The organism is Bacillus paralicheniformis (assembly GCF_002993925.1).
GTDB lineage: Bacteria > Bacillota > Bacilli > Bacillales > Bacillaceae > Bacillus > Bacillus paralicheniformis.
The window spans coordinates 3,126,261-3,139,735 of record NZ_CP023665.1 but is presented as its reverse complement, the minus strand read 5'-3'; the positions used below and the strand labels follow the sequence as shown (position 1 = coordinate 3,139,735).

Below are 13,475 nucleotides of genomic sequence, written 5' to 3'. Positions count from 1 at the left end.
TATTGAAGAAGAAGGGAAGCTTTTCCCTTCTTTTTTTGCAGGCGGCACAAGCAAAACAGGGCGGCCGTTCGCTTCCATATTAGAATTATGAGGTGAAGACAATGAAGTTTTTCTTATTATTTCTCGTCATTTTTCCAGCGAGTGAAATCGGTCTGTTCCTCTTGTCCGCTAATTGGATCGGTGTCTTGCCGACCGTTTTGCTGATCATCTTGACGGGATTTCTCGGGGCCGCTCTCGCCAAAAAACAAGGAATCGAAGTTTACTACAAAGTTCAGCGCGATCTTCAGTACGGAAAAATGCCTGGGGATGCGATTTTGGACGGGCTTTGTATTTTCATAGGCGGCATGCTGCTTTTGCTGCCCGGCTTTTTATCGGATATCATCGGTTTACTGCTGCTGCTGCCGGCAACGCGCAGCCGTTTCAAACCGTTCATATCCCGCAAGCTGAAGAGGATGTCTGAAGGCAGGCGGATTAACATCATCAAATAACCCGATAAGCGGCGGCCCGCATTGGAAAAAGCAGGCTGCCGCTTATTTTTCATTTCCTTTAATAAACTGCCATACGTCTTTAAAAATACCTGTTGTAAAGAGAGCCTGAATGAGAACGAGAAGGGCGGGACCCATGATCAATCCGAGAAAGCCAAACAATTTGAAACCGGCAAACAGCGCGATCAATGTTCCCAAAGGGTGAAGTCCGATTGACCGGCTCAAAATCTTCGGTTCGGCCAGCTGCCTGAAGACGAGCACGACGATGTACAGGACTCCGAGGCCGATCGCGAGCGGCAGCTGCTTGGATGCTGCTAAATAGACGATCCACGGCACAAATACAGACCCCGCTCCCAAATACGGCAGCAGGTCGACCAGCCCGATGAGAAAAGCGATGGCGACAGCATGATTAACCTTCAACACAGAAAGCCCGATCAACACCAGCACCATCGTCATCGCCACAAGGGTAAGCTGGGCCTTCACAAAGCCTGCCAGCGCTCTTTTCAATTCCGCATAGACAGCCGCTGCACCCGAGATCAGCCGATCAGGAAGAACAGACCGCGCCTTGTTTTGTATTTTATGCAAATCTTTGCTGATAAAAAAAGTGGCTAGGAGCGAAAAGATCAGCACGGCCGCCATATTCGGCAGAAAGGCGAAAAAGAGGGGCACCATCTCAAGAATTTTTGAAAGAAACAAAGCGGTGCCTGATGCGAGTTCACTGCCCAAATTTTGGACCTGTGTAATGATCGATTCCTGCTGGGCGGCTTCGAGCCCGTCAAAAAAAGCGGCAAGCTGATTATACAGCGGCATGATTTGATTCGTAAAAAAAGATTCGATATAAAGAGCGGCTTTATTAAACTGGACGGGGAGTATTTTAGCCAAATGAGCCGTTCCAGAGACAATCTCGGCAACGACCAGGGTCAAAAAGCCGGCTCCGGCGATCAAAAAGCCGCATAGCACGATGCCGACATTAACGCCTCTCGGGAGCCCGGTCCGCTTATCGAGCCATTCCACAAAAGGGTTGATCATGATGGCGAGAATAAGCGCAATCACAAAAGGATAGGTTAACGGAAAAGAGTAGTAGCCGACCGCTCCGCAAGCAGCGGTCAAAAACAGCACATACACTGCCCGAAGCGCAGCTGTGAGATAGGATTGATTCAATTCTGCATCCTCCTGATATTAGAAAGCATGTCCTTATTTCATTTTATTCTTGAGTCCTGTTATTATGAGAAAGGTCATAAAAAAATGGAGTTGAATACAGCATGTTTACTCAAGCTAATTTATTTTTGATCCTGCTTTTGGCCATCGCATTAATCGCGAAAAATCAGTCGTTGATCATCGCGGTATCCGTCCTGCTTTTGATCAAGCTGACCGGCCTCGATCAAAAGCTGTTTCCGGCCATCCAATCCAAAGGGATTAACTGGGGAGTTACCGTTATTACAATAGCGGTCCTTGTGCCGATTGCCACTGGAGAGATCGGCTTTAAACAGCTTGGCGAAGCGATGAAATCATATTACGCATGGATCGCACTCGGGGCGGGTATTCTCGTAGCATTGATCGCCAAAAACGGGATCACATTGCTCGCGGAAGACCCGCATATCACCACCGCTCTTGTATTTGGAACGATTTTAGCGGTCGCTTTATTCAAAGGTGTTGCCGTCGGCCCGCTCATCGGTGCCGGGATCGCCTATCTTGTCATGCAGGCCGTCCAGCATTTTACATCTTAGAAATGCGGGCCAGCTCCCCCTGTTTCAGGGGGTTTTTTAGTTTTAAAAAAACGTTCGCAACTAAAAATAAACATACATAACGCAGTTAAAACTCCTGAAAATTTGTAAATAGAAGTCAGCTGGTGCAAAAAAATAAGGCCCTCTATAAAAGAGGGCTCAGTTTGTCAAAAACCTGTGTGGGGAAATATGACCGTTTATTTCGAATTTGTGGGTTTTTATTTGTGGAGTCTTCAGCAGGTAAGCTTGGATAAAAAGAAAAAATGATCTATCGTCTCTTTCGGGCTGAAACGCTTGCATCAGTTATCGCATCCTTTATTATGATGGCTGTCGAATTGGGAGTTCTGTTCAGTGCCGGAGAGTTTATTTTTTCTGCTAACTGAGACGTCGGATATGATTGCGGCGCGGACGGCAGCAAGTGATTTTAGTGAACGAAAGAGAAAAATTGCTAGAAAACAGAAAGAAATTGAAGAAACCATCAAAAAATTGAAGGATATGAAGATGTCATTTTCACAAAAGAAAGAGAACTAAAGAAGCAAAAAAAGCAAACCCAGAAAGAGGGCTGTCATCATCTCGATAAGATTGTATAAAAGACTAATCATGCCAACAACTTCTCATTACAATCATAAGAGCCTGCTTAGGTTGAGGCTGCAGGCTCTTATCATTTTTGACATTATTTTTTTGTATAACGCACCCAGTCGTAATGAGCGTATAGAGGTGTTACACCGTTGTAGGAACCGAGCCAGTCATCGACACCAATACCATTCCACAAGTTCATCATGATCTTTCCTGGCGTAGTCGGAATTTGGCTCGTCGCGGTATGTTTTAATTGCCCATCGACATACCATTTAATCGAGTTTGGCTGCCAATCGAACGCATACGTATGATAGGAATTGGATGCATCAAATCCGAGATCCACAAGCTTCTCATGGTTTCCTACACCATTCGTATAGTAGTTAAACTGAACCTTTGTTGTGTCTTTTCCTAAAAATTCGATATCAATCTCATCCCAAGGAGTTCCATCCGTTGGACCTGTGTAAGTGAAGAACGATGAAACGATCCCTACGTTTTTAGCTGGTTTCATTCTGACTTCATAAAGTCCATATCCATATGTTTGAACAGAGCGATTTTCCCCGCAGTCAAACTTGTTATAAGATGGACTTGTTAGCCCCAAACGCATTTCACCTAATGATGTCATTGATACGTTATTTGCACGCCAAGTGCAGTTGAACACACCTCCATTCGAATAACCATTTGCTTTCTGCCATACACCGGAGTTATAGCTGTTAAAAGGGTCAAAAAACGATCCGCCTGCTTGAGCCGAGGCAGTAGAAGTGACTGCAGACAAACTCAAAAACAATCCGGTGACAAGAAGCAGCAACACTCGTTTCATACGATAAGGCATGTGGCATTCCCCTTTCTTTGAAAACGTTTTCTTTATCGATCATACCTGATTCTTTTAAAAGGGAACATCAGTCAAAATAATGATAATAACTTTTCATTCATAAAAACTCCCCCCGTTTGTTTTAAAACGGATGAAGGGGATTTGCTGTAAAGTAACAAGTAAAAGATTTTATCTCTTTTTCTTTTGTTTATAAATTTATTATAGGTGAAAATCATAAACCGATTAGTATGAAAGAACTGGAGGAATACGTCTGTCCACTTTTAATAAAAATCCCTTCCCAAAACCTCCCTCAAATAGATACAGAAGAATACATGATTCTACAAAGCTGTCGATTGATAATAAATAACTACGAACCCTTGATTTATAAGGCTTTGAAAGCATTTTTGATCAAAAACCTACAAATTTATCAGATTATTGTTTATAATATAAATATGCTTAATCTTTATTAAGCATATCGGAGTATCGAACGGTATATAGAAACGCACGATTGTTTTATTTGAAAAACGATTTAATGTAAGCATTTTCTTTTTGGGTTGAAGAAGATGTATACAACATGCGTTGTTTTTGCTCCTAGGTTTTGGTTTAATTTTAAAAGGGGAAATTTTTAAAAAAAGGGAGAGATGAGTATGACAGCAACACGCGGCCTTGAAGGGGTAGTCGCCACTACATCATCAGTAAGTTCAATTATTGATGATACTCTTACATATGTAGGGTATAACATCGATGATTTGACAGAAAAAGCTAGCTTTGAAGAAGTTGTTTATCTGCTTTGGCATTTAAAGCTGCCGAACAAAGAGGAGCTCGCAGAGCTTAAAAAACAGCTTTCTGAAAATGCCGGTATCCCCAAAGAAGTGATTGACCATTTCAAATCCTACTCGAATGGAAAAGTCCACCCGATGGCAGCTCTTCGGACAGCCGTTTCTTTACTCGGACTGTTTGACGAAGAAGCAGATCAAATGGATGCGGAAGCAAACTACAGAAAAGCGGTGCGTCTCCAAGCGAAGATGCCTGCGCTTGTCGCTGCTTTTTCAAGAATCCGCAAAGGGCTCGAGCCGATTGAGCCGAATCCGGAACTCGGTTTTGCCGCCAACTTTCTCTACATGCTGAATGGAAAAGAACCTTCACCTGTTGAAGTGGAAGCGTTTGACAAAGCCTTGATTCTGCATGCGGATCATGAGCTGAACGCATCTACGTTCACAGCCAGAGTATGCGTCGCGACGCTTTCAGACGTCTACTCAGGGATCACGGCCGCAATCGGGGCCTTGAAAGGTCCGCTTCACGGCGGAGCAAACGAAGCAGTTATGAAAATGCTTTCAGAGATTGGCGAGGTTGAAAACGTAGATTCATATATTCACGCCAAGCTTGAAAAGAAAGAAAAGATCATGGGGTTCGGCCACCGCGTATACCGCCAGGGCGATCCCCGCGCAAAACATTTGAAGGAAATGAGCAGACGTTTGACGAATTTAACGGGTGAAAGCAAATGGTATGAGATTTCAGAGCGGACTGAGGAAATCGTCACGTCTCAGAAAAAGCTGCCGCCAAACGTAGACTTTTATTCTGCGTCGGTTTATCATAGCTTAGGAATCGACCATGATCTGTTCACGCCGATTTTTGCGATCAGCAGGGTATCAGGCTGGCTCGCTCACATTCTCGAACAGTATGAAAATAACCGACTGATTCGTCCGCGGGCTGATTACACCGGCCCTGACATGCAGACGTTCATTCCGATTGAAGACAGAAGCTGACCGTTTGAAAGGAGGCTGTTCGAGCTTTGTTCGGCCGGCCTCTTAACGGCTTTCTTAGGAAACAACGATTTCATGAATCTATGAAAAAACATGTTTGTCCCCCGCCAAACGGGGGAAACAAATGTTTTTCTATATTGAAGAATTACATATTATGGGAGGTTTTATTGTGGCACAAGGCGAAAAAATTACAGTCTCCGGCGGAGTATTAAACGTTCCAAACAACCCGGTTATCCCGTTTATTGAAGGGGACGGAACAGGTCCTGATATTTGGAGAGCGGCTTCAAGGGTTCTTGAAGCGGCTGTGGAGAAAGCGTATAACGGCGAAAAGGAAATCACTTGGAAAGAAGTCTACGCCGGGGAAAAAGCGTACAACAAAACAGGCGAATGGCTTCCTGAAGAAACGCTTGATACGATCCGCGAATACCTGATCGCGATTAAAGGTCCTTTAACAACTCCTGTAGGCGGCGGAATCCGCTCATTAAACGTAGCGCTAAGACAAGAGCTTGACCTGTTTACATGCCTGCGTCCTGTCCGCTATTTCACAGGCGTTCCTTCACCGGTTAAGCGCCCTGAAGATACGGATATGGTCATCTTCCGCGAAAATACTGAAGATATCTATGCCGGCATCGAATACGCGAAAGGCTCTGAAGAAGTTCAAAAGCTGATTTCATTCCTGAAAAACGAGCTTGGCGTTAACAAAATCCGTTTCCCTGAAACATCAGGCATCGGTATCAAGCCGGTTTCTGAAGAAGGAACGTCAAGGCTTGTCAGAGCTGCGATCGAGTATGCAATCGAGCACGGCCGCAAATCTGTAACGCTCGTCCATAAAGGAAACATCATGAAATTCACGGAAGGCGCCTTTAAAAACTGGGGCTATGAAGTGGCTGAAAAAGAATTCGGCGATAAAGTATTCACATGGGCCGAATACGACCGCATCGCTGAAAAAGACGGCAAAGACGCTGCAAACAAAGCGCAAAGCGAAGCTGAAGCGGCCGGCAAAATCATCATCAAAGACAGCATCGCTGACATCTTCCTTCAGCAGATCCTGACCCGCCCTGCCGAGTTTGATGTTGTGGCGACAATGAACCTGAACGGGGACTACATTTCAGATGCGCTTGCTGCCCAAGTCGGCGGAATCGGCATCGCTCCTGGAGCAAACATCAACTATGAGACAGGACACGCCATCTTTGAAGCGACACATGGTACAGCTCCAAAATATGCTGGCCTAGACAAAGTAAACCCGTCTTCAGTCATCCTATCCGGCGTGCTGCTTCTTGAGCATTTGGGCTGGAATGAAGCTGCCGACCTTGTGATTAAATCTATGGAGAAAACAATCGCATCCAAAGTCGTCACATACGATTTCGCTCGTTTGATGGACGGCGCGACTGAAGTTAAATGCTCTGAATTCGGTGATGAGCTTATCAAAAATATGTCTTAAACGGCTGTTTTGGGGTAAAACAACAACAATTAAAAGGGGTAGAAAACATGGGAAAGAAGCGAAATAAAGTATCTGTCATCGGAGCGGGCTTTACAGGTGCAACAACTGCGTTTTTAACGGCTCAAAAAGAATTGGCTGACGTCGTGCTAGTCGACATTCCGCAGCTTGAAAACCCTACAAAAGGGAAAGCGCTCGATATGCTGGAAGCGAGCCCTGTCCAAGGATTTGACGCGAATATTACAGGAACGGCAAACTACGAAGATACGGCCGGCTCAGATATCGTCGTCATCACGGCGGGAATCGCAAGAAAGCCGGGAATGAGCCGGGACGACCTCGTGGCTACAAATGAAAAGATCATGAGGAGCGTAACGAAGGAAGTTGTTAAATACTCACCTGATTGTATCATCGTCGTTCTGACAAACCCTGTGGATGCGATGACATACGCCGTCTATAAAGAATCGGGCTTCCCGAAAGAGCGGGTCATCGGCCAGTCGGGAGTTTTGGATACGGCAAGATTCAGAACGTTTGTCGCTCAGGAGCTCAACCTTTCCGTCAAAGACATTACAGGTTTTGTACTGGGCGGACACGGGGACGATATGGTTCCGCTCGTTCGCTACTCTTATGCAGGCGGCATTCCGCTTGAAACGCTTCTTCCGAAAGACCGGATCGATGCGATTGTTGAAAGAACGAGAAAAGGCGGGGGAGAAATTGTCAACCTGTTAGGAAACGGAAGTGCGTATTATGCGCCTGCCGCTTCCCTGACAGAAATGGTTGAAGCAATCTTAAAAGACCAGCGCCGCGTGCTGCCGACTATTGCCTACCTTGAAGGCGAATACGGCTATGAAGGCATTTACCTCGGCGTTCCGACGATTATCGGCGGAAACGGTCTTGAACAGATCATTGAACTTGAACTGACTGAAACAGAAAGAAGTCAGCTTGATCGATCCGTTGAATCAGTCAAAAACGTCATGAAAGTATTATCATAATGAAAACAGCAGGAAGGCTTTATACAAGCCTTCCTGTTTTTGAATGCGATCTTTTTTTACATAAAACCATATGAAAATCAAGACATAAACACGGGCTGTCAGCATATACCTAATCATAATCATCTGCCCGGACATTTTCATTCTTTTTTCTGGAAGCATTCCATCGCTTAAAACAGCGGTTTATTGCCGAAAAAGAGAGATTTTATGCAAAACACTGAAAAATCAAATTGTCGAACGGATAGGCTTTCGTTAAAATAGGAGTGAAAACGTTTATTTAACAAAAGATAGAGAAAGAGATGTCGGGGAAATCTGAAGCCTGGAGGCATGTCATGAGCAAAAAGATATTAGTTGTAGATGATGAGGAATCGATTGTTACCCTTCTAAAATATAACCTTGAACGGTCGGGCTATCATGTGGTGACGGCCATGGACGGAGAGGCCGGCTTATTAAAGGCGATTGAAGAGAAGCCGGATCTGATCGTGCTCGATCTGATGCTTCCTAAAATGGACGGCATTGAAGTATGCAAGGAACTCAGACAGAAGAAGCTGATGTATCCGATTTTGATGCTGACCGCTAAGGATGATGAATTTGATAAGGTGCTCGGTCTCGAGCTGGGTGCCGATGACTATATGACGAAGCCGTTCAGCCCGAGAGAGGTGACGGCAAGGGTCAAAGCGATTTTAAGAAGAACACAGACGCTGTCCGTTCATCCGGAGGAGACGGAAGAACCGGATGCAGGCGAGCTGATCATAGGCGAATTGAAAATACTGCCAGAACATTATGAGGTTTACTTTCAAAACGAACGCCTCGAGCTAACGCCTAAGGAATTCGAACTCCTTTTATATTTGGGAAGGCATAAAGGGAGGGTGCTGACGAGAGACCTTCTCCTCAACGCTGTCTGGAACTACGACTTCGCGGGCGATACGCGCATCGTCGATGTCCATATCAGCCATCTTCGCGATAAGATCGAAAAAAATACGAAAAAACCGGAATACATTAAAACAATCAGAGGTCTTGGCTACAAAATGGAGGAGCCGAAGCTGAATGATTAAATTCCGGACCCGGCTTTTAGCTGCCCTGCTGACGCTTTTGATTCTCGTATTTGCTTCACTCGGTTTTCTGCTCGTTCACTTGTTTCACTCCTCATACGATGCCAAACTGAGCAGCCATATTGAAAAAGAAGCCGCTTTGGTCGCTTCATTGGCAAATCGTGAAAACATGAAGTCTTCGGAGCAAGGAGCCATTTTAGAGAAGGCAAGCCGTGAACTGGACAGTCATGTATCGCTGGTTGATACAAAAGGTCAGGTTCTTTTTCATTTTGGGAGCCGTGCAGAAGATCAATCCGTTATCAAAGAAGCGCTTGAGTCGGATTTAAACGGTGAAGGAGGAGGCTTCAGAATCAATCCAGATGACGAGTCCGTTTACCGTTACGTGCAGCCGCTGAAAGAAGACGGGAATGTGAATGGATATATTCTGATCAGCACTCCTGTCGATTCATTGCAAGATATCAATCAAAAGATCTGGATTCTCCTCGGCGTGAGCCTTGGAACGGCCTTTTTAATCATCGCCGGGCTTGGGGCGAGAATAACCTCTCAATATACGAATCCGATTGAGTCTGCGACACAAGTAGCGATTGAGCTTGCCAAAGGAAACTATAAAGCAAGAACTTTCAACGAAGATGAAACGATGCTAAGCCAGTCCATCAATATGCTGGCGCAGAACCTGCAGGACATGACAAGAGCACAGGAAATGCAGCGCGACCGTCTGCAAACCGTCATCGAAAATATCGACTCCGGTCTGATCTTAATCGATGGAAAGGGTTATATTCACCTTGTGAACCGCGCTTATCAAAAGCAATTTCACGTAGAAGCCGATCAGCTTCTTTACCATTTCTATCACGAAGTGCTCGAACACGAAGAAATCATTAATCTCATCGAAGAAATTTTTATGACGGAAACAAAGGTCCGCAAAATGTTTAAACTGCCGATCAAAATTGAAAGAAGGTATTTTGAAGTCGACGGAGTTCCAATTATCGGCATCAATGATGAGTGGAAAGGCATCGTTCTCGTGTTCCATGATATGACGGAAAGAAAGCAGCTTGAAGAAATGAGGAAGGACTTTGTCGCCAATGTCTCCCATGAGCTGAAAACGCCGATTACATCGATCAAAGGGTTCACCGAGACGCTTTTAGACGGAGCGATGAACGAAAGGGAGACGCTGCTGCAATTTCTATCGATCATCTTAAAAGAGAGCAGCCGTCTGCAAACGTTGATCCAGGACCTGTTGGATCTGTCGAAAATCGAACAGCAGAACTTCACCTTGAATATTCAAAATTGCAATATTGGTGAAATCCTCGCTGAAATTGAGATGCTTTTGAAGAATAAAGCGGAGGAAAAAGGAATCACCTTGACCCTGGAAAAGCCGGAGATGCCAGCCGTTGCTTCTGGGGATCCGCACAGACTAAAGCAGATCTTTTTAAATTTGGTGAACAATGCCCTCACATATACGCCTGAAGATGGAAACGTAACGATTTCGGCTGATGTACTGGAAAATGCAGTGCAAGTCAAAGTGAAGGATACGGGCATCGGGATCAAGCGGTCCGAAATCCCGAGAATATTCGAACGCTTCTACCGGATCGATAAAGACAGGAGCAGAAATTCAGGAGGAACCGGTCTCGGCCTTGCGATCGTCAAGCATTTAGTCGAAGCCCACGACGGTGAAATCGACGTCGAAAGCGAGCGGGGGAAAGGCACCGAATTCACGGTCCGCTTAAAACGCGCATCCGAGTAGCTTCATTTAGCAAACTTTACAAAGGCTTAACAACTTTTATATATATGGTTAAAACTTGGCTGATAGGATCATTAGTGAACCCCTTCATCCAAGGAGCCATATGGACGGACGCGATCAACAGCGCGTCCCTTTTTTTATTTTTCTGCGAAATCACTCTCATTTTCCTTTCAAAATGAACTTTGCTAAAATAAAATAAGCAAATATGATCACGAAGTTGAATGGAAGCTGACGAATCGGCTCCTTAGGAGGATAAAGATGACTGAAAGAAAAAAACTAGTATTGGTTGACGGAAACAGCCTGGCTTACCGCGCGTTTTTCGCTCTGCCTCTTCTCAGCAATGAAAAAGGGATACATACAAACGCTGTGTACGGTTTTACCACGATCTTAATGAAGATGCTTGAAGAAGAAAAACCGACCCACATGCTCGTTGCTTTTGATGCGGGGAAAACGACATTCAGACATAAAACGTTTAAAGAATATAAAGGCGGCAGACAAAAAACGCCGCCCGAGCTGTCCGAACAGCTGCCGTTTATCCGCGAGCTCCTCGACGCCTATCAAATCTCAAGGTATGAGCTTGAAAACTACGAGGCCGATGATATTATCGGCACCCTTGCCAAGTCAGCGGAAAAAGACGGATTTGAAGTGAAGATTTTTTCAGGCGACAAAGACCTGACACAGCTGGCTACAGAAGGAACGACGGTCGCCATCACGAAAAAGGGCATTACAGATGTTGAATACTATACGCCGGAACATGTCCGGGAAAAGTACGGACTTACACCTGAACAAATCATTGACATGAAAGGGCTGATGGGAGACTCATCAGACAACATTCCAGGTGTGCCGGGCGTCGGCGAAAAGACGGCGATCAAGCTTTTGAAACAGTTCCATACAGTAGAGGAGCTGCTGTCGTCAATAGACGAAGTCAGCGGAAAAAAACTGAAAGAAAAGCTTGAAGAATTTAAAGAACAGGCATTGATGAGCAAAGAGCTTGCGACAATTACGACAGAAGCGCCGCTTGAAGTCACCCTCGATTCCCTCGGATACGAAGGTTTTGACAGGGAAGCGGTCGTCAAGATTTTTAAAGATCTCGGTTTTAACTCTTTGCTCGAAAGGATTGGCGAAGAGCCGGGAGAAAAAGAAGAAGAACAGTTTGAAGAGATCAACGTCACGATCAAAACAGACATCACGGATGATTTGTTTGCGTCACCGGCTTCACTCGTTGTCGAACAGCTCGGCGACAATTATCATGAGGCGCCGATCCTCGGTTTTTCGATCGTCAACGAACATGGCGCTTTCTTCATCCCGGAAGAGACAGCCGTTCAGTCGGACCGTTTTAAAGAGTGGGCCGAAGACGAGTCGAAAAAGAAATGGGTGTTTGATGCAAAACGCGCGGCGGTCGCTTTGCGCTGGCGGGGCATCGAACTGAAAGGCGCAGAATTTGACGTTCTCCTTGCGGCCTATATCATCAATCCGGGACACTCTTACGACGATGTTGCAAGCGTTGCGAAAGAACACCAATTACACATTGTCGCGGCAGATGAAGCGGTCTACGGAAAAGGCGCGAAACAGGCGGTGCCGGATGAGAAGGAGCTTGCCGACCATTTAGCCAGAAAAGCGAAGGCGATATCGCTGCTCCGCGAAAAGCTCCTTGATGAATTGGAGAAAAACGAGCAGCTCGATCTGTTTGAAGCGCTCGAAATGCCCCTCGCCCACATTCTCGGTGAGATGGAATCGATCGGTGTCCAAGTCGATGTCGACAGATTGAAAAAAATGGGGGAAGAACTGTCCGCCAAATTAGCGGAATACGAGAAGAAAATCCACGAGTCAGCAGGTGAAACGTTCAATATCAATTCACCAAAGCAGCTCGGTGTGATTTTGTTTGAAAAACTCGGGCTGCCTGCCGTCAAAAAAACAAAAACGGGCTATTCGACTTCAGCCGATGTGCTTGAAAAACTGCGCGACAAACACGTCATTATCGAAGATATTCTGCACTACAGACAGATCGGCAAGCTCCAGTCCACATACGTCGAAGGACTTTTAAAAGTAATCAAAAAAGACAGCCATAAAGTGCATACCCGCTTTAATCAAGCTTTAACACAGACGGGAAGGCTCAGCTCAACCGATCCCAATCTGCAAAATATACCGATCCGTCTTGAGGAAGGCCGCAAAATCCGGCAGGCGTTTGTCCCTTCGCAAAAAGGCTGGCTCATATTCGCTGCGGATTACTCCCAAATCGAATTGAGGGTTCTCGCCCACATTTCAAAGGATAAAAATTTGATTGAAGCGTTCACGAACGATATGGACGTTCACACGAAAACGGCGATGGATGTTTTTCATGTATCAGAAGAAGAAGTCACCCCTGCGATGAGGAGGCAGGCGAAAGCCGTCAATTTCGGAATCGTCTACGGAATCAGCGACTACGGCTTGTCGCAAAACCTGGGAATTACAAGAAAGGAAGCGGCCGCGTTTATTGAGCGCTATTTCCACAGCTTCCAGGGAGTTAAAGAATACATGGAAGAAACCGTTCAAGAAGCGAAACAGAGGGGCTATGTGACGACTCTTTTAAGCCGGAGGCGGTATATACCGGAATTGACGAGTCGGAATTTCAATCTGCGCAGCTTTGCCGAACGGACGGCAATGAACACGCCGATCCAGGGAAGCGCCGCAGATATCATTAAAAAAGCGATGATCGACATGGCGGACAAGCTGAAAGAAAAAAATCTCCAAGCCAAACTGCTGCTGCAGGTTCACGACGAATTGATTTTTGAAGCGCCTGAAGATGAAATCAAAGTGCTTGAAAAACTGGTTCCGGAAGTAATGGAACATGCATTGGAGCTCGATGTTCCGCTGAAAGTGGACTGCGCTTCAGGGCCTTCATGGTACGATGCAAAATAGAGAAAAG

The 13,475-nt window shown here is 45.6% G+C and carries 10 protein-coding genes and 1 pseudogene; 9 read left to right on the top strand and 2 right to left on the bottom strand.

All coding sequences use genetic code 11. The annotated features are described in order from the left end of the window. The first annotated feature begins 101 nt into the window (after positions 1–101). Positions 102–488: an FxsA family protein gene (locus CP943_RS15975; protein ID WP_020452559.1), complete on the top strand. Its 387-nt coding sequence runs from the start codon at positions 102–104 to the stop codon at positions 486–488. 42 nt (positions 489–530) lie between these two features. Here the strand turns inward: CP943_RS15975 and ytvI are convergent, their stop codons facing one another. Beyond that, positions 531–1,646, bottom strand: a complete 1,116-nt coding sequence (gene ytvI / locus CP943_RS15970) for a sporulation integral membrane protein YtvI (RefSeq protein WP_020452558.1) — start codon at positions 1,644–1,646, stop codon at positions 531–533. A 101-nt stretch (positions 1,647–1,747) separates the two neighbouring features. On the opposite strand from ytvI, the gene CP943_RS15965 reads away from it, so the two are divergent. Together CP943_RS15965 and CP943_RS15960 are read left to right on the top strand one after the other, a co-directional pair. Further along, on the top strand, positions 1,748–2,212 hold the full coding sequence (locus CP943_RS15965; RefSeq protein WP_020452557.1) for a DUF441 domain-containing protein: 465 nt from the start codon (positions 1,748–1,750) through the stop codon (positions 2,210–2,212). Positions 2,213–2,478: 266 nt separating this feature from the next. Continuing rightward, positions 2,479–2,626 (top strand): annotated as a pseudogene (locus CP943_RS15960) (transporter); the annotation flags it as partial. A 256-nt stretch (positions 2,627–2,882) separates the two neighbouring features. Here the strand turns inward: CP943_RS15960 and bglS are convergent. Continuing rightward, the gene (bglS, locus tag CP943_RS15955) at positions 2,883–3,614 is read right to left on the bottom strand and encodes a beta-glucanase (RefSeq protein ID WP_023855487.1); all 732 of its coding nucleotides are present in this window, start codon (positions 3,612–3,614) and stop codon (positions 2,883–2,885) included. 626 nt (positions 3,615–4,240) lie between these two features. On the opposite strand from bglS, the gene citZ reads away from it, so the two are divergent. The 6 genes from citZ (at position 4,241) to polA (ending at position 13,468) form a co-directional block, all read left to right on the top strand. Continuing rightward, the gene (gene citZ / locus CP943_RS15945; protein WP_020452555.1) at positions 4,241–5,359 is read left to right on the top strand and encodes a citrate synthase; all 1,119 of its coding nucleotides are present in this window, start codon (positions 4,241–4,243) and stop codon (positions 5,357–5,359) included. 166 nt (positions 5,360–5,525) lie between these two features. Then, positions 5,526–6,797: an NADP-dependent isocitrate dehydrogenase gene (icd, locus tag CP943_RS15940; protein ID WP_023855485.1), complete on the top strand. Its 1,272-nt coding sequence runs from the start codon at positions 5,526–5,528 to the stop codon at positions 6,795–6,797. Positions 6,798–6,844: 47 nt separating this feature from the next. Then, entirely contained in the window at positions 6,845–7,783 is a 939-nt protein-coding gene (gene mdh / locus CP943_RS15935) for a malate dehydrogenase (protein WP_020452553.1), read from the top strand. Between the two features lie 329 nt (positions 7,784–8,112). Beyond that, on the top strand, positions 8,113–8,835 hold the full coding sequence (locus tag CP943_RS15930; protein ID WP_020452552.1) for a response regulator transcription factor: 723 nt from the start codon (positions 8,113–8,115) through the stop codon (positions 8,833–8,835). Further along, a complete protein-coding gene (gene pnpS / locus CP943_RS15925; RefSeq protein WP_035338186.1) occupies positions 8,828–10,573 on the top strand; it encodes a two-component system histidine kinase PnpS in 1,746 nt (581 codons plus the stop codon). The genes CP943_RS15930 and pnpS overlap by 8 nt, the downstream gene beginning before the upstream one ends. A 255-nt stretch (positions 10,574–10,828) precedes the next feature. Then, positions 10,829–13,468 (top strand): DNA polymerase I, encoded by a 2,640-nt coding sequence (gene polA / locus CP943_RS15920; RefSeq protein ID WP_020452550.1) that lies wholly within the window; start codon positions 10,829–10,831, stop codon positions 13,466–13,468. Positions 13,469–13,475 lie beyond the last annotated feature (7 nt).